Annotated in this window: 22 protein-coding genes; 10 read left to right on the top strand and 12 right to left on the bottom strand. The window is 60.8% G+C overall.

The genetic code is table 11. From position 1 onward, the window contains the following. Positions 1–63 precede the first annotated feature (63 nt). From ACR0JN_RS03790 to ACR0JN_RS03770, 5 genes are all read left to right on the top strand, one after another. Positions 64–966: an EamA family transporter gene (locus tag ACR0JN_RS03790; protein ID WP_480884365.1), complete on the top strand. Its 903-nt coding sequence runs from the start codon at positions 64–66 to the stop codon at positions 964–966. 17 nt (positions 967–983) lie between these two features. Further along, the gene (locus ACR0JN_RS03785) at positions 984–1,589 is read left to right on the top strand and encodes an inner membrane-spanning protein YciB (protein ID WP_480884340.1); all 606 of its coding nucleotides are present in this window, start codon (positions 984–986) and stop codon (positions 1,587–1,589) included. A gap of 126 nt (positions 1,590–1,715) precedes the next feature. Further along, positions 1,716–2,384 carry a Crp/Fnr family transcriptional regulator gene (locus ACR0JN_RS03780; protein ID WP_480817844.1) on the top strand — a complete coding sequence of 223 codons (669 nt, stop codon included), beginning with the start codon at positions 1,716–1,718 and terminating at the stop codon, positions 2,382–2,384. Positions 2,385–2,628: 244 nt separating this feature from the next. Then, the gene (locus ACR0JN_RS03775) at positions 2,629–3,648 is read left to right on the top strand and encodes a hypothetical protein (protein WP_480817843.1); all 1,020 of its coding nucleotides are present in this window, start codon (positions 2,629–2,631) and stop codon (positions 3,646–3,648) included. A gap of 89 nt (positions 3,649–3,737) precedes the next feature. Beyond that, a complete protein-coding gene (locus ACR0JN_RS03770) occupies positions 3,738–6,755 on the top strand; it encodes a trypsin-like peptidase domain-containing protein (protein WP_480884339.1) in 3,018 nt (1,005 codons plus the stop codon). A gap of 74 nt (positions 6,756–6,829) precedes the next feature. Here ACR0JN_RS03770 and ACR0JN_RS03765 read toward each other — a convergent pair whose 3' ends face one another. From ACR0JN_RS03765 to rpiA, 6 genes are all read right to left on the bottom strand, one after another. After that, the gene (locus ACR0JN_RS03765) at positions 6,830–8,269 is read right to left on the bottom strand and encodes a Do family serine endopeptidase (RefSeq protein WP_480884363.1); all 1,440 of its coding nucleotides are present in this window, start codon (positions 8,267–8,269) and stop codon (positions 6,830–6,832) included. A gap of 181 nt (positions 8,270–8,450) precedes the next feature. Further along, positions 8,451–8,645 carry a DUF2065 domain-containing protein gene (locus tag ACR0JN_RS03760; protein WP_480817841.1) on the bottom strand — a complete coding sequence of 65 codons (195 nt, stop codon included), beginning with the start codon at positions 8,643–8,645 and terminating at the stop codon, positions 8,451–8,453. After that, entirely contained in the window at positions 8,645–9,523 is an 879-nt protein-coding gene (gene hflC / locus ACR0JN_RS03755) for a protease modulator HflC (RefSeq protein ID WP_480817840.1), read from the bottom strand. Before hflC ends, ACR0JN_RS03760 begins: the two co-directional genes overlap by 1 nt. Continuing rightward, on the bottom strand, positions 9,523–10,665 hold the full coding sequence (gene hflK, locus ACR0JN_RS03750) for an FtsH protease activity modulator HflK (protein ID WP_480884337.1): 1,143 nt from the start codon (positions 10,663–10,665) through the stop codon (positions 9,523–9,525). The genes hflC and hflK overlap by 1 nt, the downstream gene beginning before the upstream one ends. A gap of 72 nt (positions 10,666–10,737) precedes the next feature. Beyond that, the gene (gor, locus tag ACR0JN_RS03745; RefSeq protein WP_480884335.1) at positions 10,738–12,096 is read right to left on the bottom strand and encodes a glutathione-disulfide reductase; all 1,359 of its coding nucleotides are present in this window, start codon (positions 12,094–12,096) and stop codon (positions 10,738–10,740) included. A gap of 122 nt (positions 12,097–12,218) precedes the next feature. Continuing rightward, positions 12,219–13,007 (bottom strand): ribose-5-phosphate isomerase RpiA, encoded by a 789-nt coding sequence (gene rpiA / locus ACR0JN_RS03740; RefSeq protein ID WP_480884333.1) that lies wholly within the window; start codon positions 13,005–13,007, stop codon positions 12,219–12,221. 168 nt (positions 13,008–13,175) lie between these two features. Here rpiA and ACR0JN_RS03735 point away from each other — a divergent pair, with 168 nt between their 5' ends. Genes ACR0JN_RS03735 through ACR0JN_RS03720 form a run of 4 tightly spaced genes read left to right on the top strand, consistent with a single transcriptional unit; the run spans position 13,176 to position 16,643 of the window. Next, positions 13,176–13,877 carry a glutathione S-transferase family protein gene (locus tag ACR0JN_RS03735; protein ID WP_480884331.1) on the top strand — a complete coding sequence of 234 codons (702 nt, stop codon included), beginning with the start codon at positions 13,176–13,178 and terminating at the stop codon, positions 13,875–13,877. 1 nt (position 13,878) lies between these two features. Further along, positions 13,879–15,252: an L-serine ammonia-lyase gene (locus tag ACR0JN_RS03730; RefSeq protein WP_480884329.1), complete on the top strand. Its 1,374-nt coding sequence runs from the start codon at positions 13,879–13,881 to the stop codon at positions 15,250–15,252. A 21-nt stretch (positions 15,253–15,273) separates the two neighbouring features. Then, the gene (locus tag ACR0JN_RS03725; RefSeq protein ID WP_480884327.1) at positions 15,274–15,690 is read left to right on the top strand and encodes a GFA family protein; all 417 of its coding nucleotides are present in this window, start codon (positions 15,274–15,276) and stop codon (positions 15,688–15,690) included. A 38-nt stretch (positions 15,691–15,728) separates the two neighbouring features. After that, positions 15,729–16,643 carry a DMT family transporter gene (locus ACR0JN_RS03720; RefSeq protein WP_480884325.1) on the top strand — a complete coding sequence of 305 codons (915 nt, stop codon included), beginning with the start codon at positions 15,729–15,731 and terminating at the stop codon, positions 16,641–16,643. Here the strand turns inward: ACR0JN_RS03720 and ACR0JN_RS03715 are convergent. Further along, complete coding sequence (locus ACR0JN_RS03715; RefSeq protein WP_480884323.1) at positions 16,588–17,208, bottom strand: thiamine diphosphokinase; 621 nt, start codon at positions 17,206–17,208, stop codon at positions 16,588–16,590. The genes ACR0JN_RS03720 and ACR0JN_RS03715 overlap by 56 nt on opposite strands. Positions 17,209–17,418: 210 nt before the next feature. On the opposite strand from ACR0JN_RS03715, the gene ACR0JN_RS03710 reads away from it, so the two are divergent. Beyond that, the gene (locus tag ACR0JN_RS03710; protein WP_480884322.1) at positions 17,419–19,038 is read left to right on the top strand and encodes a hypothetical protein; all 1,620 of its coding nucleotides are present in this window, start codon (positions 17,419–17,421) and stop codon (positions 19,036–19,038) included. Between the two features lie 80 nt (positions 19,039–19,118). On the opposite strand, the gene ACR0JN_RS03705 is transcribed toward ACR0JN_RS03710, so the two are convergent. From ACR0JN_RS03705 to nthA, 5 genes are all read right to left on the bottom strand, one after another. After that, positions 19,119–19,355 (bottom strand): DUF2842 domain-containing protein, encoded by a 237-nt coding sequence (locus ACR0JN_RS03705; protein WP_480884320.1) that lies wholly within the window; start codon positions 19,353–19,355, stop codon positions 19,119–19,121. Continuing rightward, positions 19,355–20,650 (bottom strand): adenylosuccinate synthase, encoded by a 1,296-nt coding sequence (locus ACR0JN_RS03700; RefSeq protein WP_480884318.1) that lies wholly within the window; start codon positions 20,648–20,650, stop codon positions 19,355–19,357. The genes ACR0JN_RS03705 and ACR0JN_RS03700 overlap by 1 nt, the downstream gene beginning before the upstream one ends. A gap of 314 nt (positions 20,651–20,964) precedes the next feature. Continuing rightward, positions 20,965–21,300 (bottom strand): nitrile hydratase accessory protein, encoded by a 336-nt coding sequence (locus ACR0JN_RS03695; RefSeq protein ID WP_480884316.1) that lies wholly within the window; start codon positions 21,298–21,300, stop codon positions 20,965–20,967. Continuing rightward, positions 21,297–21,974: a nitrile hydratase subunit beta gene (gene nthB / locus ACR0JN_RS03690; RefSeq protein WP_480884314.1), complete on the bottom strand. Its 678-nt coding sequence runs from the start codon at positions 21,972–21,974 to the stop codon at positions 21,297–21,299. The genes ACR0JN_RS03695 and nthB overlap by 4 nt, the downstream gene beginning before the upstream one ends. Further along, positions 21,971–22,585 carry a nitrile hydratase subunit alpha gene (nthA, locus tag ACR0JN_RS03685; RefSeq protein ID WP_480884312.1) on the bottom strand — a complete coding sequence of 205 codons (615 nt, stop codon included), beginning with the start codon at positions 22,583–22,585 and terminating at the stop codon, positions 21,971–21,973. The genes nthB and nthA overlap by 4 nt, the downstream gene beginning before the upstream one ends. Positions 22,586–22,657: the final 72 nt, after the last annotated feature.

The raw sequence follows: 22,657 nt of genomic DNA, 5'->3' as shown, positions 1-22,657 counted from the left end.
GGGGGAGCTGGGGGGTGGGCGCCCCGCCTCCTGCCCCCTTTCCATCCAAGCGAAAGCCCAAATGTGAGCGACTGGCTGATCTCCCTCGAAGGCACTGAATCCGGCCACCACCTCGCCCTCGGCCTGGCACTGATGGCCGCCTTCCTGCACGCCGTTTTCGGCGCGCTGCAAAAGGGCCGCCACGACCCGTGGATGTCGCGCGGGGCAATCGACGCCTGCTATTGCCTGATGGCGGCCCCCTTCGCATTCTTCGTGGTCCCGTGGCCCGAACCCTATATGTGGCCCATCTTTGCCACCGTCTGGCTGATCCACATCGGCTATAAGGTCCTACAGGCCGCCGCCTACACCAAGGGCTCCTACACCGTGGTCTACCCGGTGGTTCGCGGCACCGGTCCGCTCTTTACCGTGATCGGAGCCTATCTGCTGTTCGATGAGACCTTTTCAGCCATCCAATGGCTGGGCGTGGCAACATTGATGGCAGGCATCTTCGGATTGGCGCTCTATAACCTGCGGTTCCTCGAAACGAACCGCGAAACGCTGGGCATTGCCCTTGCGCTGGCGCTGGCCACGGGGCTGTTCGTCGCGCTCTACACCACCTATGACGCCTACGGCATCCGCGCCACCGCTGATCCGTTCACTTTTTTGGCGTGGTTCTTCATGATCGACGGCGCGGCTATGCCGATCTACGCCGCCCTCAGATACCGCGCCATGATCCACCGCCCGGCGCTTGGCCCGCTGATGCTGCGCGGACTAGCGGGCGGGATCATCGCGCCGATGTCTTTCGGGGCCATCATGCTGGCCACAAGGCTCGACAAAGTTGGCGAAGCCGCCGTGCTGCGCGAAACCTCAACGGTCTTCGCCGCCCTCATTGGCTGGCTGGTGCTGAAAGAAACCGTCGGCCCAAGGCGCATTGCCCTGATGGCATTGATTGCACTCGGCGCCGTAATAGTTGAAATGGGCGGGTAAGCAGCAGGACGCAGGCGATGACAGACAAAAAAGAGATCAATCCGTTTCTGAAACAGGCATTGGAACTGGGCCCGCCACTGGCCTTTTTCCTCATCTATCTGCGCCTGCGCGACGACAGCTTCCTGATCGGCGGCACCGAATATTCGGGCTTCATCGTCGCCACCATCATCTTCGTGCCGCTGATGCTGGGCGCAATGGGCGTGCTTTGGTTCCTGACGGGAAAGCTCAGCCGGATGCAGATTTTCACGGCCATCATGGTGATTTTCTTCGGCGGCCTGACCGCATGGTTCAATGACGAACGGTTCTTCAAGATGAAAACCACGCTCGTCTACGGCTTCTTCTCGGCCATCCTTGGTATCGGTCTGCTGCAGGGTAAATCCTATCTGGCTTACGTGCTGGACGAGATGCTGCCCATGCGCCACGAAGGCTGGATGATCCTGACCCGCCGCTTGTGCGGCTGTTTCGCTGTTCTGGCGGTGGCCAACGAACTTGTCTGGCGCACGCTGTCCACTGACCTTTGGGTCAAGATCGAAACCTTCGGCTTTCCGATCGCCCTGATGGTATTCCTGATGCTGCAGTTCAACCTACTGCAGAGCTATATGGACGATCCCGACCATCAATAGGTCCAGTGCAGCGCAGTCGCAGGGATTGGCCCAACCGGCGAAAACCTGACAAAATCCTTGGCTTAGCCCCCAAGCTGTGAAAGGTTAACTCACCACTCACAAATCACACCCGGAGACCCGTAACGTATGACGGCCTTCCCAAACAGCGGCTTTTTGTCCGACGCATCAGAAGGGCTGCGGGCAATGCTGTCCGCACAGGCATCCGAGATTTCATTGACCAAAGGGGAAACCCTGTTCGAACAGGGCGATGAGGGCGACGCGCTTTACGCCATTCTCGAGGGCACGCTCGAGGTTTCGTTTCTCGCCATGAGCGGGCGCAAGCTGACCCTGACCCTGATGCGCCCCGGCGAGGTTTTTGGCGAGATTGCGCTGTTCGACAGCGGCCCCCGCACTGCCACGATTGCCGCAGCAGAACCTTCGAGGGTTTTGCGTGTGCGCCGCCGGGACGTGATGAACCAGATCCGCCAGCACCCGGACCTGGCCGTCGATATGGTCCGTCTGGCAGGCCTGCGCATGCGCTGGATGGGCTCGCAACTGAACGAGCAGGTCTTTCTGCCCATGCCAATCAGGCTGGCCCGCTGGCTGTTGCACCTGTCCGAGCTTCAGGACAACCCGAACGACCGGATCACCCTGTCGCAAAGCGAACTGGCCGAATTCGTGGGTGCCACGCGCGAGGCGGTGTCCAAAACGATCTCGACCTGGAAACGCGACGAAGTGGTCGAAGCGTCGCGTGGAGGCCTGCTGATCCAGGACTTCGAGGCTCTGCGGGAACTTGCGGAATCCGACCTGATCTGACCCTTGTGACATGCTTCACATACGGGCACGCAACCGTGGACTAAAGTGATTCCTGTTACTGTAAGAGGTCAGAGAATCATCCCCGATATCTGTCCACTGATCTCTCCCTGTATCTGAGCCATATGCCCCTCGGGCGTATGGCTCATTTTATTTGCGGACTGCAGCAATCGTCGAAGAAACGGCTGACGCGCCGATTCCATGCTAAACTGGTACCTGCGTGGATGAGAAACGCATGAGGTCCGGCGTGGCGAAACGTCATGTAAAACTGCGGTATTTTGCGATAGCGCTGCTGCCGATCATCGTATTCGGGGTACATGAGCTTATCCAGAAGCACATGATCGCGGCGGATTTGGATGTGCCTGTCGATATCCTGCAGGACGATCGTCTCTGGCTGGAATCCATTGGCCGCTTCCGGTTCCTGGCGGCCTCGTGGTTTTTTGTCGCCTTGGCACTGCTGCCCGTGGCCTTGCTGGCCCGCACCCTGTCGCGCCCGATCGAGCGCAAAACCAAAACCGCCGCGATCCTGACGGTGCTAGCGATCTTTGTTCTGGCAATCGTTCCAACGATCCAGCAATATGCGACCTCTCAGGCCCCCAAGATTTACCATCAGGTGGGAAAGGCCGTGTTTGAAACCGCCCTTTCCCGCGGCACCCTGCCCGGCTGTCAGACACCCGAGGAATCATGGCTGCTGGGGGCGTGCGGCGACATGCCGGTCTTTTCCCTGTTCCGGCGCGTGATGGACATCGTCAACGCATTTGCCGGGCTTGCGGTCGGGTCGCTGATCGTCGGTATGATCCTGTGCCTGACCTCAAGCGACCGCAATGATGTCGAGGAAACGGCAGCCGAATTGGCCAAAAACCTGCGCCAGATGCGGCAGCAATTGTACATCTCCAGCCTGATCCTGACCTTTGGCATGTTCTTTGCCACCAGTTGGATGCACTGGCCCCTGCCCATGATCTCGGATGCGCATAAGGCCGCGTATACGTCGCTTGTCACGTCGTCAGCTTTGTTCACAGGCACCTATTTCTGCCTGCTGATGCTAAGCTTTTTTCTTCCGGTCGCGGTCATTCTGGACAGCCGGATCAACCGGCTGGCCCTTGCAGCAAACCGGATTGACGACGCCGAAAGCGAGTTTGACGTCAGCGAATGGCGATCCTCTCATGGCTTGTCCGAGGGCACCAGCGACCTGCTGCGCGCAGGGTTCGCCCTGATCGCGCCGATCCTCGCGGCGTTTGCGGGCGGCATCACACCGCTGCCCATTTGACCCCCAAAACCGGCCCCAAGGTGCTTTGCAGGTTAATCTGTGATAAGGTCAGACTTATTCGTTAAGTTCTTTATTCCCGAGGATTGACCATGCAGAAGATTTCTTACGCCAGATTCATTGATCTGTGGGAAAACCTCGATACCCCCGATCATGTTCTGGAAAACTACATCATCATGGAACCGGGCGAGAGCGCATTTTCCTTCAACATCCGCCCAAATCCCGAAACCGTCTACGATATCCCCCGGTTCGAGGCCGGCCTGTCCAGCCTGAATTCGCGCAGCCGACGCCGCAGACAACGGGATTTCAATGATGCGATAAAGGCGGGCGATACCCGGCCCGTTCTTGTCAGCGAAGGCGATAGCTGGTTTCAGTTCCCGAGGCTTCTGCACGACGTGATCGACCATCTGGGCGAGGACTACCTGATCTGGAGCCTCGGGGCCGCCGGTGACACGGTCGAGAACATGATCGACAATGATACCGCAGAATACATGCAGGGCCTGCGCGATCAGGCCCACCATGTTCAGGCGTTTCTGCTGTCGGCAGCCGGGAACGACGTGATCGGCGCGAAGAATGGCAAACCCGTGCTATTGTCGTTGCTGCACAACGGCACGCGGTCGGATCGGCCCGAAAAACTGATCAACCGGGCCGAGTTGAAACGGGTGACGGATGGCCTGCGCGAAAGCTATCGCAAGGTCGTGCGCAACGTCCGGTCGGACGATCGGTTCAGAACCCTTCCCATCCTGATCCACGGCTACGACTACGCCTTCCCGTTTCCAAACAGCAAGAATGACAACCGTCGTCCGATCTGGGTTTTTACCAATCGCGACAAATGGTTGGGCAGCGCCTTTAAAGACAAGGGGATCGACAACCCGAAAACCCGGCGCGACGTCATCCGCATCCTGATCGACGCTCTCTACGATACCCTCGCCGAGGTTGCGGATGAGGACCCGAATGTGCATCTGATTGACGTGCGCGGCACGCTGACGCACAGAACAGACTGGGCGGACGAGATTCACGCCAAAAGCCCCGGATTTGGCCGGGTTGCCGCCAAGTTCGATAAGGTACTGAAACAGGTGGTAACGCGCAGCGACGGGTTCGAAACCGCTGCCGTCTACGGGGGCGGCGGTGGCTCAACCCAGCTGGGTGAGATCTCGACCATGCCCAAAGCGGCCCGCTCTCGCATCGGCGTGCCCGAGGTTGCTGGTGAGACGCTCGGCATCCCCAACCTCGAAATGTTTGCCGAAGGGTTCACCGCCAGCGCCCGGTTCGAGGCGATCATCGAAGAGGATGACAGCGTGCCCTACGGCTTTCTGTCCAAAGGGGCCGAGGTCGGCAAGGCCGTCGCCCGGATCAGCACCCGTGGCCGGGCCTGGGATGGGCGAAACGGCAGTTGGCGGGGCACCGGCTTTCTGATAGCCCCCAACATCCTGCTGACCAATTCCCATGTGATCAACAGCCCCGAGGTCGCCTCGGAAGCCAAGGTTGAGTTTGGATACGAAGAAGGCGCGGACGGGCAGCTTTTGCCCTCTACCCGGTTCCGGCTTAACCCCAGCAGGCTTTTCATCACCAGTCCGCCGGAAGATTTAGACTATTGCTTTGTCTGGGTCGAGGGCAATCCCGGCCAGCACTTCAACAGCATCCAGCTTTGGCGCGGGTCGTTTATCGCGCAGGACCGCTATCCCGCCCATATCATCCACCACCCGGATGGCAGGCCCAAACGGGCCTCGCTGCGCAAGAACGACATTTTCACCGGCCTCGGTTCGCGTGAGGTGCTGGTCCATTACACAGCGGACACGATGTATGGCAGTTCGGGTGCCCCCGTGCTGCGCGACGACTGGCGTTTGTTTGCCCTGCATCACGCGTTCGAGGATGTCAGCGACGATCTTCGACTGAAGCTCAAAAAGGAAGGATACGAAGGCGACCGCATCAACGAAGGCATCAAGATTTCCGCCATCGCCATCGATCTGGACATCCGCGCCCGTACCGGGCCCGACCCGCAATCCGCGCGCGAGGTGCTGCGCCACATGGGCGGTAGCGACTCGCGCACCGGGTATTTCGGCACACTGGGCCGGAAGCCAAGCGGCGAAACCGCCTTTGAACGCGTGGTGGATACCTATCGCGGGGCGGATCAGGACGTTGATGTCGCCTTCTGGAACATCGAATGGTTCAACAGGGATTACGACCGCAAACTAAGCGACGTCGCCCGAGTGATCGCGGACCTCAACCTCGATATCTGGGCGTTAGAGGAGGTCTCGCCACAAGCCACCGAAGCGCTGGTGGCGGAGCTTAAAAGCAAGTTCCAGATGGAATTCGACTATCTGGCCTCGGAGCCTTCGGCCAGCAGCGGCAGGCAGACCACGACCGTTATCTGGAACACTCTGACCGTCTCGGGCGAGCGTCTGGATTGGCCGGCCGAAGCGCATCGGCTGCTGAAACTCGACAGCCGCGACCCCGATGCGCGGGAGTTCGAGGCCGTGGACGGCAAAATCTTCAACCGGTATCCGGGGCTGTTCCGGTTTACCTCGACCACTTCCGCATCCAGTGACCCGTTCGATTTTCTGCTGGTGCCGCTGCACCTCAAGGCCAAATCCGAGGGTGCGAAAAGGCGCAAGATGGCGGCAAACATGCTGGCCAAGGTCATCAACATGGCCATGAGCGAGTTCGGTGAGGCGGATGTTCTGATCGGCGGCGACATCAATGCCGAGCTTGGAACCGGCCAGTTTCAAGGCCTGCTGGACGCCGATTTTCAGGCGCTGAGCGCGGCGGATGAACGCGACGGGGCCATTACCTATCTCAAGCGCCCCTACTTTTCGCTAATCGATTCGATCTTCGCCTCCTCGGATATGAGCGCGAATATCGACAGCGAGGATTTCATGATCATCGCCGCAGATCGGGCCTTTCCCGACTTCGTAACACGCGTGTCGGATCATCGTCCCGTGATGGTTCGGCTTAGCTTGGGTGACGGGACCGAGGCGGCGGGCTCTGGTCAATCGGACAAGACTAAAGCTGATCCCTCTGGCGATGACGGCTGTATTCGCAAGGTTGCCGACAGTTTCCGGAAAGACCCGGAGGGCACGCTCCGGCGCATTCTGAACGCGCCGGAATAGGAGGTTGACGGCTCTCCAAACAAAAGAAGGCCCCCGCAGGGGCCTTCTTTTCTCTCGGGAATGCGTTCCCTATCTTATTCTTCGAGGCTCAGCGCGACAAAGCGCGGGTCGCCGCCCCGACGCACCAGCAACAGCAGGGATTTACGACCCGCCTCGCGGGCTTCCTCCATCCGTGCCTCAAGATCGGCAATGGTTTCAACCTTTTGCTGACCGGCTTCGGTGATCAGATCCCCAGCGCGCAGGCCCTTGGCAAATGCCTCAGACGCTTCGTCAACCTCGGACACAACCAGACCATCCGCATCAGCGTCCAGCCCCATCTCTTCACGCAACGTGTCCGTCAGCGGCGAGATCGTTAGCCCCAGAATATCGGCGTTTTCGTCCGTTTCGGCATCAGGCGTTTCCTCTTCATCCGTTTCGGCACGCTCGGCATCTTCGCGACGGCCCAACGTGACCAGTACGGTCTGCGTGCCGCCATCACGGTGCACGACAACGCGCACCGATTTGCCAACAGTGGTTTCGCCCACCTGCCGCACAAGGCCGCGGGTGTCTTCCACCTCGACCCCGTCAAAGCTGAGGATCACATCACCCGCTTTCAGGCCAGCCTCTTTCGCGGGGCCGTCCGGCACATCGCTGATCAAAGCACCGCCGGGTTTGTCCAGCCCCATCGCCTCAGCCATGTCCTCGGTTACGTCCTGAATGCGCACACCCAGCCAGCCTCGGCGGGTTTCCCCAAACTCGCGCAGCTGATCGACAACCTTGATCACCACGTTCGACGCCATCGAAAATCCGATGCCAATCGAGCCGCCATTGGGCGACAGAATCGCGGTGTTCACACCAATCACCTGCCCGTCCATATTGAACAGCGGTCCGCCCGAGTTGCCCCGGTTGATCGCCGCATCGGTCTGAATGTAGTCGTCATAAGACCCGCTCAGCGCCCGGTTCCGGGCCGAGACAATACCGGCCGAGACTGAAAAGCCCTGCCCCAGCGGGTTGCCCATGGCAATCACCCAGTCGCCAACGCGCGCAGTGTCGCTGTCGCCGAACTGGACATATTGCAGCGGGCCGGATGCTTCGACCTTGAGCAGCGCGATATCGGTTTTCTCGTCCGTCCCAATAACCTTTGCAGGAAGCTCCTTCGCGGGCTGACCGTCTCCGGGAAAGAATTCGATAAGAATTTCATCGGCTTCCGCGATGACGTGATTGTTGGTGACGATGAAGCCGTCTTCCGAGATCACAAACCCCGACCCCAGCGCGTTGCTGCGGCGGGGACGGCTGTCATCATCGCCGTTGCGGTCCTGAAACTCGCGGAAAAAATCCTCGAACGGAGAGCCTTCGGGCACAATCCCCTGAGGCCCGCCCTGCCCCTCGATCAGCGTGCTGGTGGTGATGTTCACCACCGCCGGGCTGATCTGTTCGGCCAGTGGCGCCAGGCTTTCGCCCCGCGCCTGCGCCGCGATGGTCTGGGCCAGCACAAGCAGCGACCCGGCAAAGGCCAGCCACATCAGCCGCATCATAACACTTAACTCGTCCCACCGGACGGACACACTGCGCGCTTTCGCCTGCACTTGGGGTCTCCTCGTCGACAAACCTTCCGGGCTGCCGACCGGCAGCCTTCCTTCACATCCAATGTAGTCAGTTTGACCATATGGGCAACTCGGGATCGCGGGGAAATCACCGGCAAGTGAGGTCCTTGTGTTAAAATCCCAACTGGTAAGCGCCCCAAAGCAGGACCAGCCCGCTGACCACACAGAGCATTCCCATCAGCCGCCGAGCCGATTCCGGCAGCGCGCGCAGCGCCTCGAGCATGCGTTCAATAAGCGAAGGGGCCAGCGCATAGGCCAGCCCCTCGACAATCAGCACCAGCCCGAAGGCCAGAAGGATCATGCCCATTACTGGGATGCCTGCCCTGTTGGTGATTTCAGGTAGTTGAAGAACTCTGAATCCGGGCTGAGGACCATCGAACTGTTGCTGCCGCCCAGCGCCCGTTCATATGCGGACAGCGAGCGGTAGAACTCGAAGAACTCGGGGTCCTTGCCAAAAGCTTCGGCGAAGATCGCGTTGCGTTCGGCGTCGGCCTCACCGCGAATGATCTCGGCCTCGCGGTTGGCGTCCGATACCAGTTCTACCACGGTCCGGTCGGCCTGCGCGCGCACGCGCTGCGCGGCCTCGTTACCGCGGGCGCGTTCGTCGGTCGCCTCACGTTCCCGTTCCGCCTTCATCCGGTCGAAAGTGGCTTCGAGGTTCGCCTGCGGCAGATCGGTCGCCTTCAGACGCACGTCGATTACGTTGACACCCAGTGCCCGCGCTTCGGCAATTGCGCTGTTGCGGATGCGCAGCATCAGAGCCGCACGGTCAGAACTCAGGATATCGCGGGACGAGACCGAACCCAGAACCTCACGCGTTTCGGCGCGCAGGATGCGGTCCAGACGATCCTCGGCCACCGGAATTCCGCCGACACCAACGGCCTGACGGAACTGCTCCAGATCGGAAATCCGATAACGTGCGAAGGCATCGACCACCAGACGGCGATCATCCAGAGGGGTGACTTCCAGCGGCTGCACGTCGATCGACAGGATACGGTCGTCATAGCGCACCACTTCCTGAATCAGCGGGATCTTGAACGCCAGACCGGGCTCTTCCTTCACCGCCACGACGCGGCCAAACTGCAGCACCAGCGCGCGTTCACGCTCGTCCACGATAAAGATCGAGGACAGAAGACCGACAACCGCAATCACGATGATCGGCAGAATAAATGTCGCCTTACGCATCAGTTGCTCTCCTCGGCCTGGTTGCGGCGCAGTTCGTTCAACGGCAGGTAGGGCACAACGCCCTGCCCCGAGCCAGTGGAGTTTTCATCCAGAATGATCTTGTCCACGTCGCCCAGAACCTGCTCCATCCGCTCCAGATACAGGCGCTTGCGGGTCACATCCGGCGCTTTGGAATACTCTTCCAATACCGCGCTGAAACGGCTGGCTTCACCCTGCGCGCTGTTGATCTGCTGGGCGCGATAGGCTTCGGCCTCTTCCAGGACCTGCGCGGCTTCACCGCGCGCTTCGGCCAGAACCCGGTTTGCATAAGCGTCGGCCACGTTCTGCAGACGGTCACGCTCCTGCGCGGCGGCCTGAACGTCGCGGAAGGCGGCGATCACGTCCTGCGGCGGGTCAGCCTTGTCAAAGTTCACACGAACGATGTTCACACCGGAATCATAGCTGTCCATTGTCAGCTGAATAAGCTCCTGCAAACGTTCGGCAATGATACCGCGATCCCGGTTCAGGATGGGGGCCAGCTCGCTTTGAGCAATAATTTCGCGCATCGCCGATTCCGACACAGCGCGGATCGTTTGACGCGGATCGCGCAGGTTAAACAGATATTTAGCCGGGTCGTTGATGTTCCAGACGACCTGATAGTCGATATCGACCACATTCTCGTCACCGGTCAGCATCAGACCATCGTCGCTGCCACGCGCGCCGCCCATATCTTCGTTCTGTTCGCGGGTAACCGGGATAACCTCAGCCGTCACAAACGGCCACGGGGCAAAGTTCAGACCCGGATTACCAACGGCCGAGAACTCACCCAGGAACAGCTCAACCGACTGCTCTTCGGGCTTGACGGTGTAGAAGCTGGCCAGCCCCCACAGCACCGCTGCTGCCACCAGACCAATCGCAACCGTGCCCTTGGTGAACGCCGGACCGCCGCCGCCGCCCGAGCCGTTCGTACCACGGCCACCGCCGCCGCGACCGCCCATCAGGACGCGCAGCTGCTCTTGACCCTTTTTCATCAGCTCGTCGATCTCGGGGATCTGCGGGCCGTCGCCTTCGGGGGGCTTGCGCCCGTCCCCGTTGTTACCCCGATTTCCTCCGCCACCCGAGGAGCCTCCGCCCCCCCAGGGGCCACCGCTGTTGCCCGCCATATGTGTCTTTTCCCTTGTGTTGGACCGTGTGATCACGGGTTCCCTTGTAACGTGTGTGCGCGCGGTTGCAAATCAAGCCGTGCGAACAGGTTGCCGCATTGTCACCAGTTCTTCGGCCATGACCGGATGAACCGCAACCGTGCGGTCGAAATCTTCCTTCGTCGCGCCCATCTTCACCGCAATGCCCGCAAGCTGGATCATTTCGCCCGCGCCGGGAGCAACGATGTGGCAGCCCAGCACCTTGCGGGTGGCCTGACTGACGAGAAGCTTCATCAGCACCCGCTGCGTACCGCCCGCAAACGCCTTTTGCATCGGTTTGAACGAAGTCGCGTAGACCTCGATCGGTTCCTGCGCGGCGGCTTCTTCCTCGCTCAGCCCCACAGTGCCGAATTCGGGCTGGGTGAAGATCGCGGTCGGGATCAGGTCGTGATCCACCGGCGTCGGGTTGCCTTTGAACACGGTTTCGACAAAGGCCATGCCTTCGCGGATCGCAACCGGGGTCAGGTTCACTCGGTCCGTCACGTCGCCGATGGCATAGATCGAGGGCACGGCGGTCTGGCTGTATTCATCGACGATAATCTCGCCCTTGCGACCCCGTTCGACACCCAAACCTTCCAGCCCCAGATCATCGGCATTCGGCGCGCGACCCGTCGCGTACATCACCACGTCGAACAGTTGTTCGGACCCGTTGGTGGCCTTGACCCAGATCTTGTCGCCCTGCTTTTTCATTTCAAGTACATTGGTGCCCAGATGCAGGTCGATGCCGTTCTGGCACATCTCTTCGCTGATCAACCCGCGCGCTTCTTCGTCGAAGCCACGCAAGATTTGCGCGCCGCGATAGAACTGAGTGGTCTTAATCCCCAACCCGTTCATGATCCCGGCAAACTCGCTGGCGATGTAGCCGCCACCGACGATCAGGATACTGTCGGGCAGCTTGTCCAGGTGGAAGATTTCGTTCGAGGTGATGGCCAGTTCGGACCCCGGAAATTCGGGCACAACCGGGCGACCACCGGTGGCGATCAGGATATGCTTGGCCGTTTTTTGCGTACCATCGGCCAGTTCCACCGTATGCGGATCGACCAGACGGGCGCGCTGATCAAAGCTCTCGACGCCGTTGTTCTTCAGGATGTTGCGGTAGATGCCCTCCAGCCGGTCCAGTTCGGCGACCAGCTTGCCGTGAAACGTGTTCCAGTTGAACCCGCCAGGCTGGATGTCCCAGCCATAGGCCTGCGCATCGCCTACCATGCCCGAGAACTCGCTGGCAAAGACCATCAGCTTCTTCGGCACACAACCGCGGATAACGCAGGTGCCGCCATAGCGATCCTCTTCCGCCAGCGCCACTTTGGCCCCGGTTTCACCCGCCGCCACGCGCGCCGCCCGGACCCCGCCCGAGCCGCCACCGATGACGAAAAGATCATAATCAAAGCTCATGCCGGGTTCCTTCATTCAGCAAAATTCTCTGGATATCTGGGCGCGAAAAACCATGTGCCAACCCCTGACCCCGGAAAATCCTGTTTTTCCTTGGGGCTTTGCACAAGAAATATAGACAGACCTCAATCCGCCATATCCGAAAACAGGTTCTCTCGGGTTCCGCTGACAAGCTGGTCCAACTCAATCGTGCCTTCGTTGATGTCGCGCAACTCGACCCGGCCATCGCCGTGGCCGATGACCACCTTGTCGCAAATGTCGATGAACAGCCCGTTTTCCACTACGCCCGGAACCTGGTTCAGCACCAACGCCAGATGCCGCGCGTTGCCGATGCGTTGCAGGTGCAGGTCCAGAATGTGGTTCCCCTCATCCGTCACAAACGGTGCCTCGCCGTTCATGCGCAAGGCGGCCGATGTTCCAAGGACATCCATCGTGTCCAAAGCCTCTTCGATCAGGGTTCGCGTGGTTTGCCAGCCAAACGGAATCACCTCAACCGGCAAGGGAAACGCGCCCAGCGTTTCAACCTCTTTGCCCGCGTCGGCAATCACTACCATCTGATCGCTGGCCGTGGCCACGATCTTTTCCTGCAGATGCGCCCCGCCGCCGCCCTTGATCAGGTTCAACTCGCCGTCAAATTCATCCGCGCCGTCGATGGTCATGTCCAGCCACCCGGCCTGGTCCAGCGAGACGACCTCAATTCCCACCTCACGCGCCAGCTGGGCGGTTCGAGTCGAGGTCGGAACGCCCTTGATCCGCAACCCTTCATCCTGGACCCGTTCGCCCAGACGACGCACGAGCCACGCAGCGGTCGAGCCGGTACCCAGCCCGACCCGCATTCCGTCCTCAACCATTTCGGCAGCGCGGCGCGCGGCAACGTATTTTGCCGTATCAATGGGCGAGAGTTCTCCGGTCATGGCAGCATTCCTTGGTATCCCGACCGCGTTATACGAAAAGCGCGGATCGACTGCGAGACCCAAACCGCACAAATGCCCGTCAAAAACATGTCGTCGAAATGCGCGTTTCTTATAGGAAACGTCGCAATCGGTGCTTCCTTATCGCGGGTCGCGATGTAGATACACATCATGACCGCGCCCTATCGCCTTCACTATGCCCCCGACAACGCCTCGCTGGTGATCCGGTTGGTGCTGGAGGAGATGGGGCTGCCCTACGAAACCGACCTTGTCGACCGCAAGCGGCAGGCACAGGACGGGGCAGAGTACCGGGCGCTGAACCCCAACGGTCTGATCCCGGTTCTGGAAACGCCACAAGGCCCGATCTTTGAGACAGCCGCGATCCTTTTGTGGCTGGCCGATACCCATGGGCAGCTTGCACCCGCTCCAGACAGTCAGGACCGTGCGCCGTTCCTGAAATGGCTGTTCTTCGCCTCGAACACGCTGCACGCAGACTTGCGCATCCTGTTTTACGCCGAGAAATACATCGACGCGGCGCAGGCTGACACGTTGCGGGACGGCATCCGCCCCCGGCTGCGCACCCAACTGAACCTGCTGGATACCCAAGCGAAACAGGCCCCCGAGTGGTTGCGCGCTGATCGACCTTCGGTCCTGACCTATTACATCGCCTGTATGATGCGCTGGATGGCGTTATACCCGGCGCGGGTGGACCGGTCGTGGTATCAACTGGCCGACACGCCCTATCTGCAGAACATTCTGCAACAGCTCGAAACCCGGCCCGCGACCCGTGCGGCTATCGCCGCCGAGGGTCTGGGTGTTACACCGTTTACGTCACCAACTTACGCCACCCCTTCGGAAGGCTCAGCTACCTGATATGTTCCTCTCTGTCTTCGATATGTTCAAAGTGGGCATCGGCCCGTCTTCGTCGCACACCATGGGCCCCATGGTCGCGGCCGCGCGGTTTCTGGACATGATGCGCGCCTCGCCCTTTGAATTTGCCGGTCTGCGCGGGTCGCTGCATGGGTCACTGGCCTTTACCGGCATTGGTCACGCAACCGACCGGGCGACCATTCTGGGGCTCGCGGGCTTCGTGCCGGACACCTATGACAACGACAAGGCCGAGGCTGCGCTGGCCGCAATCGCTCAAACGCATACGGTAACGCCCGAAGGTCTGCCGACCCTGAAATTCGACCCCAAGACCGATCTGATCTTCGACTACGACCACAACCTGTCCGGCCATGCCAACGGGATGATCCTGATGGCCACCGATGCGCAGGGCGATGTCATCCTACGGCAGGTATTCTATTCCATCGGTGGCGGCTTTGTTCTGACCGAAGAAGAACTGGCCGAAGGCAAAGCCACCGAAGAAGGCGACCCCGTCCCCTTCCCCTTCAAATCCGCCGTCGAAATGTTGGAGATGGCCCAAGCCAGCGGCAAAAGCATCGCGGCGATGAAGCGCGAAAATGAGATTGCGCGCGGCTGCCCGGTGAGCTTTGCCAAGGGCTCGGCCCGCCTGTGGCAGGTGATGAACGACTGTATCGAGCGGGGATTGACCACCGACGGCATCTTGCCTGGCGGCCTGAAAGTACGCCGCCGTGCCAAAAGTATCCACGATGCGTTGATCGCCGAGCGTGGCATGAACCTGACCGCCCCCCACACCATCAACGACTGGATGAGCGTTTACGCCATGGCGGTGAACGAGGAAAACGCCGCCGGGGGTCAGGTCGTCACTGCGCCCACCAACGGCGCGGCGGGGGTGCTGCCTGCGGTGCTGCGCTATTACCTCGACCACGTCCCCGGCGCATCCGGAAGCCATATCGAGGATTTCCTGCTAACCGCCGCCGCCATCGGCGGGTTGGTGAAGTACAACGCTTCGATATCGGGGGCTGAAGCGGGTTGTCAGGCCGAGGTCGGCAGCGCCTCGGCCATGGCCGCCGCCGGGCTCTGCGCCGTGATGGGCGGCACCCCCGAGCAGGTCGAGAACGCAGCCGAAATCGCGTTGGAGCATCACCTGGGTATGACCTGCGACCCGGTTGCCGGCCTGGTACAGGTGCCCTGTATCGAACGCAACGGGCTGGGCGCGATCAAGGCGGTCTCAGCAGCGTCTCTGGCGTTGCGCGGCGATGGGCAGCACTTTGTGCCGCTAGACGCGGTGATCGAAACCATGCGCCAGACCGGTCACGACATGCACGAGAAGTATAAGGAAACCTCGCTGGGCGGTTTGGCTGTGAACATTCCCAACTGCTGACGTCGCAAAAAGGGGCATGATATGCGCGGACATTGTTTATGCGGGAAAGTCCGGTTCGAAATAAACCCTCCGGTCCTGTCCTGCGTCACCTGCCATTGCGACAGTTGTCGCCGCCAATGCGCCGCGCCGATGACCACCTATTTCGGCGTGCGCGATGGCCAGTTGCGCTGGACCGGCGAGGAACCGAAACGCTTCAACTCCTCCCCCGGTGTCGAGCGCAGCTTCTGCCCCAATTGCGGTACGCCGATGTCCTTCCGCTCGACCAAGATGTCGGATGTTTTGCATTTGTATGTGGCGGTGCTGGAGAACCCTGAAACGCTGCAGCCGACTCTGCACGTGGCCCATGAGGAAAAGCTGAACTGGCTGCATCTTAATGACGATCTGCCCACCTGCATCGGCCCGGATTACACAAAGGTACAGCCGCTTCCCGAAACCTGACCTTTTCAGCGCGACGCCAAGTCGTTAGCGTCGCGCTCATGACCCATGATCGCCCGGTTTTTGGCATCGTTCTGATGCTCGGCTTTTGCGTGCTTGCACCGCTGGGCGACGCTATGGCCAAACTGCTAGGCGAGACCACACCGCTGGGTCTGCTGGTTCTGGTGCGCTTTGCGGTTCAGGCGCTGATACTGATCCCGCTGGTCGCGCTTACGCGCCGCCCCTGGCGCATGCGCGGGCGTATCCTGCGGCTGGCGGTGATCCGCACCCTTCTGCACATCATCGGCATCACCGCAATGTTCAGCGCGCTGCAGTTCCTACCGCTGGCCGACGCGATTGCCATCGCCTTTGTAATGCCTTTCATCATGCTGCTGCTGGGCCGCTATGTGCTGGGTGAAGAGGTCGGCACCCGCCGATTGCTGGCCTGTATCGTGGGGTTCATCGGCACGCTTCTGGTGATCCAGCCCAGCTTTGCCGAGGTTGGATGGCCCGCGCTGCTGCCTCTGATCGTCGCGGTGGACTTTGCCCTGTTCATGCTGGTCACGCGCCAGATCGCGAAAGAGACCGATCCCGTTTCGCTGCAGGCCGTTTCTGGCGTCTTTGCAACGATTCTGCTGCTGCCGGTGATCTTGTTCGGCACGCAAGCCGACGTCTGGGAGTTGTCGTTGATCGTACCGCAGGGCAACGCGCATTGGCTGATGCTGACAATCGGCATTCTGGGCACTGTCGCGCATTTGCTGATGACGTGGTCGCTGCGATATGCGCCGTCGGCCACTCTGGCGCCGATGCAATATCTGGAAATCCCTGTTGCCACCGTGTTTGGATGGCTGATCTTCCACGACCTGCCCGATGGGCTGGCGGCGCTGGGTATCCTGGTCACCGTCGCCGCCGGGCTCTACGTCATTCTGCGTGAGCGGGCCATTGCCCGGTCTGCCCCGACAGAAAAGCGCGCATAACCGCGTCCAACGCATCCCGAGGCACCATCACCAGCAGGCCCGGCCCATCCACCTGCAGCTCAACCTCGCCCAATGCCCGGTTCGAGGTGCCCACTCGCCCGTCAGGTTCCAGAACCAGATCATTGATCGGCCATTCCAGACCCCGGCTGCCTCCGGTCACCTTTGCGAGCGGGAACAGCGAAACCACGTCACCGGCTGACAGATCAATCGCAATCGATGGCGGCGCGTGAAAGACAACTTCGTGCGCGCCCAGCAGAACGCAGGGACGCTCGCACCGCGTGACCAACGTGTTCAGAACCGCCAGTTGGTGATCCAGCCGCTGCCCCAGAAATCCGGCACCCAACACCAAAGGGGCCTGAACACTGCGCAGCGCCTTGTCAAAGTCCGTACTGTCCTGCTCATGGATCGGAAACAGCCTGTCAGCGGGGATCTTGTCGCGCACATCCCGGTCCAGCGAATCGAAATCGCCGATCACCGCGTCCGGAATCCGCCCCGAATCGACCAAAACAGCCGCGCCTCCGTCAGCGGCAACCACCGAACTGACGCGATTCAGCACCAGATTCACGTCGCCAGACCCGATTTGCCCCCCTCCAAACAGCCCAATTGGGCCAGATGACCGCACAATTGGCTTATTTTTTCTAAGATTGATCATTTTTCCCGGATTTGGACACATTCAGACCACAAAATGATAGGTTCATGCAGAAAGTTCTGAGCCAATGCGTGCGCCCTGTCCCGGGCAAGTTGGCTCTCGTAGTTTGTAGAGGACGTGCGTCTGATGGTACAGAATAACAAGGTATTGACCGTTTCCTATGGAACCTTCTCCTGCACTTTGGAAGGATTCGACGATTCCTTTGAGACGATGAAAGCCATTGCCGAATACTTCCGCGATCTCGCTGCCGAAGATCGTTACTTCGGCTCCGAGCCGCCTCAACCAGATGCCGAAATGCTGACCCGTATCGCCCGACGCGACCAGAACCAACAGGTGGAAGCACGCCAGAGCGAATCCGGCCTGTTGCTGCGCGCAACCGAAGCCCCTCAGACCCCTGCAACCGAAAATGCGGCACAACCTGCGGCCCAGACCCCCGAGCCGCAGGCGGATATGTCCCCCCCTCTTTACGTAGACGCTGAACCTGTCGAAGATACCCCCCCTCCGGCAGCCGACAGCATCGCCGCCAAGCTGCAGCGCATCCGGGCCGTCGTGTCCCACTCGACCGACAGCGCGAGCGGTTATTCCGAAGAAGAAGAAAGCGGCCTTCTGGGCGACGCGCCCGAACCGGTCGACGCCGTTGCGTTAGCCTTCGAGGCCGGAGCGCTTACTGCTCAGGATTTTGAACCTGAACCGCAGGACGAGCCCGCACCGAAGGTCGAAGCTGCAGCGCCCGAAGAAGCCGCACCCGAGCGAGATATCGCGCCCGTCGCCGAGCCTACAGAAGATCCGGCCCCTGTTTTCGCCCCCGAGATGCAGGAAAACGCGCCGGAAGAGGCAACCTCGGACGACGCGCTGTTCTCGGACCTGGACGATACCGCCGAGCAGGTGGAGGAAGAAGACGAAATCACCAACATCCTGACCGAGGATGAAGCTGAAGCAGTCACCGACCAACCCATCGAGATCGCTTCGGATGATTTCACCGAGGAAGTCACCGCAACCGTGCTGACTGCGGAAGACGAAAGCAGCCTTCTGAGCGAGATTGATGACATTGAAACCGAGTTGGCCAGTCAACTTGCGGACACAAAAACCGATGAAGTCGCTTCTGATCTGGATGTGTCCCGCCTGATGGATGAGGCCGACGCACAGATGGATGATCCGTCGACCAGCGGCACGCGCGACACCTATTCGCACCTGCGTACCGCCGTTGCCGCGACCGAAGCCGAAGGCGATGCCGTCGCGGATGCGAAATCTGCAGATCAGGATTATCGCGGCGACCTAGCGTCGGTGGTAAGCCCCCGCCGCCCGGAAATCCAGGTGACTAGCATGCGCCCCGAATCCGACAATGCAGCCCCGCTGAAATTGGTCGCGGAACAGCGCATTGACGATCAGAACGCCCAGACTGGCCCGGTAACCCCGCGCCGCGTGACCGCCGAGCACGACGAAGCCGCCTCGGAAGAAAGCGGCTTTGCACAGTTCGCGCAGGATCAAGGCGCGCAATCGCTGCCTGATCTGCTTGAGGCCGCCGCAGCTTACTTGTCGTTCATCGAGGGCCAGGAAAAGTTCTCGCGCCCGCAATTGATGAACAAGGTTCGCTCGCTCAAGCAGGACGAATTCAATCGCGAAGAAAGCCTCCGTACATTTGGGCAGCTGCTGCGCGACGGGAAAATCGAAAAAGCGGGCGGAGGGCGTTTTGCCGCCTCAAGCCTGATCGGGTTCCGCCCCGATGACGAGCGCGCCGTCGGGTAAGAACCAAGAGATCAAAATTAAGGGCCGGGGTCATCCCCGGCCTTTTTTTGTTTTCGTTCTCTTGCGCCCCTACCCGAGTCTCAGGACTGATCCGGATCTTCCTTGCCGACCCCCCGGAACACGAACTTGAACGGAAGCGCCCACAGAATGCCAAGGCCGACATAGACCAGCAGCTCCAGCCAAATCGGCGGGCGGTCCAGCCAATTGACGACCGTCACGACCGCCACGATGTAAACCGGCAGCCCGACCAGCAGGATCACCAACGACCAGCGGCGGCGGGCCTTGTAGCTGAGGCCCGGTTTCTGATCGCTGTCCATCAGTCGGCAAACGGGTCAGTCACCAGAATGGTGTCATCCCGCTCCGGGCTGGTGGATAAAAGCGCAACCGGACACTCAATCAATTCTTCCACGCGCCGCACGTATTTGATGGCGTTTGCAGGGAGGTCCGCCCAACTGCGCGCGCCTTCAGTGGATTCGCTCCAGCCCGGCATCTCTTCATAGACCGGCGTGCAACGTGCCTGTTGGTCGGCAGCTGTTGGCAGATAGTCCAGGCGTTCGCCGTCCAACTCATAGCCAGTGCAGATTTTCAGCGTCTCAAACCCGTCCAGGACATCCAGCTTGGTCAGCGAAATGCCATTCACACCGCTGGTCGCGCAGGTCTGACGCACCAGACAGGCATCGAACCAACCACAGCGGCGCTTGCGGCCCGTGGTCGTGCCAAACTCGTGCCCACGCTCACCCAGACGCTGCCCATCGGCATCGTCCAGTTCAGTCGGGAACGGCCCCTCACCCACACGGGTGGTATAAGCTTTGACGATCCCCAGCACGAAATCAATTGAGCCGGGCCCGATGCCAACCCCGGTCGCCGCCTGTCCCGCGATCACATTGGACGAGGTAACGAACGGATAAGTGCCAAAATCAATATCCAGCAGCGCGCCTTGCGCGCCCTCGAACAGGATGCGCTTACCCGCCTTGCGCTTTTCGTTCAGCACTTTCCAGACTGGCGCGGCAAACGGCAGAATTTCCGCCGCGATATCCTTTAGCTGTGCGACCAAAGCGTCTCGGTCGACCGGAGCGATCCCCAGCCCTTTGCGCAGGGGGTCGTGATGCTGCAACGCACGGTCCACGCGCGCCTCAAGCGTCGCCTCATCCGCCAGGTCCGCCACGCGAACCGAGCGGCGGCCGACTTTATCCTCGTAGGCCGGACCGATACCACGCCCGGTGGTGCCTATCTTAGTGCCCTTGCTGGCGGCTTCTTCCCGCGCACGGTCTAACTCTCCGTGGATCGGCAAAATCAGCGGCGTGTTTTCTGCGATCATCAGCGTCTCGGGCGAGATATCAACGCCTTGGGCGCGGATCGAGCCGATCTCTTTGATCAGATGCCACGGGTCCAGAACAACACCATTGCCGATCACACTCAGCTTACCGCCACGCACCACACCCGAAGGCAGCGCGTGCAGCTTGTAAACCTCGCCATCAATGACCAGCGTATGCCCGGCATTGTGCCCGCCTTGAAAACGCGCGATCACATCTGCCCGCTCGCTGAGCCAGTCGACGATCTTGCCTTTCCCCTCGTCGCCCCACTGGGCGCCGACAACAACCACGTTGGCCATATCCGGTCCTTTTTACGCTGAGTATTCAAACCCGGCTCGTATAGCGAGGCTCAGACGGCAGGGAAACCGATATTTCGCCGCAGTGGAAAATCGCGCGTACCGCGCGATGCCTCCGGCGGGGATATTTTTAGCCAGGTGAAGCAGGGATCCGCTCCCCGACCAATCCGCCGGAGAGCTTCACCTGGCGCGGTCATCGGCGTCCCCGCCTGTACCGCCCGTTTTTCATCACCCCAAATCGTTAAGAATCCGTTTCTTCATCTGGCTAAAAACATCCCGGGGGAGTCGCCCAACGGGCGGCGGGGGCAGAGCCCCCTCTAACCTTGCGACAAGCGCACAGGTTTGCCATGCGGAGTGGTCAGATACGCCTCTTCCCAAGCATTGCGCAGGGCAGCAATGTCGTCGGGGGCAGCATCGCCCTGCTCGGTCAGAAGCGTCTCGAGCGTTTCAAGCCAGGCGTGAAAGTAGTCGTCCCCACCATCCAGCTCTTTGTTCAACCCATTGCGTTTCAGCGTCTGCGAAAAGCGCACGGCCCAGTCGGGCCAGTCAAAGCGGCCCGCTTCGTTCAGCACCACGGTGACCGCGAAGACCTGCGCGTGCCAGGGTTCGGCGAAGACCGGCTCGGGTGCGGTATGGGTGATACATTCGTTCATGCCGGTTCCAGATAGGATTGCCACAGGTCCAGCACGACCTCATCGCGGGGGTGTTCCGGGTCGGCCCAAAGCTCGGACGCGGGGAAGGCCACCGCGTAAAGCGGCTCGGGTGCTTCGCCCAGCCCGTGTGCGTTGGAATCGGGCAGAACGTGGGTGCCGTGCAGGCGCAGGATGCGGCCCGTTGCGCCTGCGGCATAGATCGGCAGGCGGGTATGGCCGCCCTCGACCAGCCGGTTCGCGGTGGGGCGCACGGTGCGAACGGTTTGCCCGGCCTCGTACTGCACCGCGACATTAGACGGGCGATCGGCGGGGCCGCCTCTGGCCAGCGCGGTCGCCACGTTCTCGGCCTTAAGCTTGCGCGAGGCCAGCGGGTGATCGCCATCCGCGGTTTCTCCGCGCAGGTCATCCAGCGTCAGCACGCCCTGCTTCACCAGCAGATCGGCCAGCCCGGCCATCCACTTTTCGTAATAGGAAAACCGGGCGTAGTCCTTGGGCGACAGGCATTCACGCGCGTGGCGCGAGACGTCGATATTCCATTGCCCCAGAAAGCCCGAGGCCAGCGTCACCGCCAGCGCCCGCGCGTGCCAGTTCTCGGCAAAGATCGGGGCGTCCTCGGCTTCGGGATTGATCGGGCCATCGCCGAACCGTCCGCCCATATCGTGAACCCGAGTCATGAGGGCACCCGCGCCAGACCGGTGCCGATCATGCTGTCGCGGCTGACGAGGGCGGCCAGTTCGTCCTCGTCCATACCTGCGGTGCCTTCCGGGCGCATCGGCAGCACGAGATAGCGCATCTCGGCGGTCGAATCCCAGACACGAACCGAGGTCTCGTCAGGCAGCGTCACGCCGAATTCAGCCAGCACCTTACGCGGCTCGCGCACCGCGCGGGCGCGGTAGGCATCGGATTTGTACCAACCCGGAGGGATACCCAGCAGCGGCCACGGGTAGCAACTGCACAAGGTACAGACGACCATGTTGTGCTGCTCGGGCGTGTTCTCGACCACCACCATATGCTCGCCCTGACGCCCAAAATAGCCCAGATCGGCCACCACGGGGGTCGCGTCCTCTAGCAAGGCCGCCTTGAACGCAGGATCGCTCCACGCCTTGGAAACGACGCGCGCGCCGTACTGCGGACCGATCTTGTTCTGATAGGTGTCGATGATCTCATCCAGCGCCGCCGGATCGATCAGCCCCTTTTGGGTCAGAATCGTTTCCAGCGCTTTGACGCGCAGCGCGGGTTCAGGTGGCAAAAGGGCGTGCGGGTGGTCGTGATCGTCATGAGGCATGGCACGCAGCCTGCGTTACAGATCAACGCCCTGTCCAGTCCCTTTGCCGTGATGTGCAACATCACCATCCGT

Source organism: Ruegeria sp. G12 (assembly GCF_056533565.1).
This window is presented reverse-complemented; position numbering and strand designations above follow the sequence as displayed.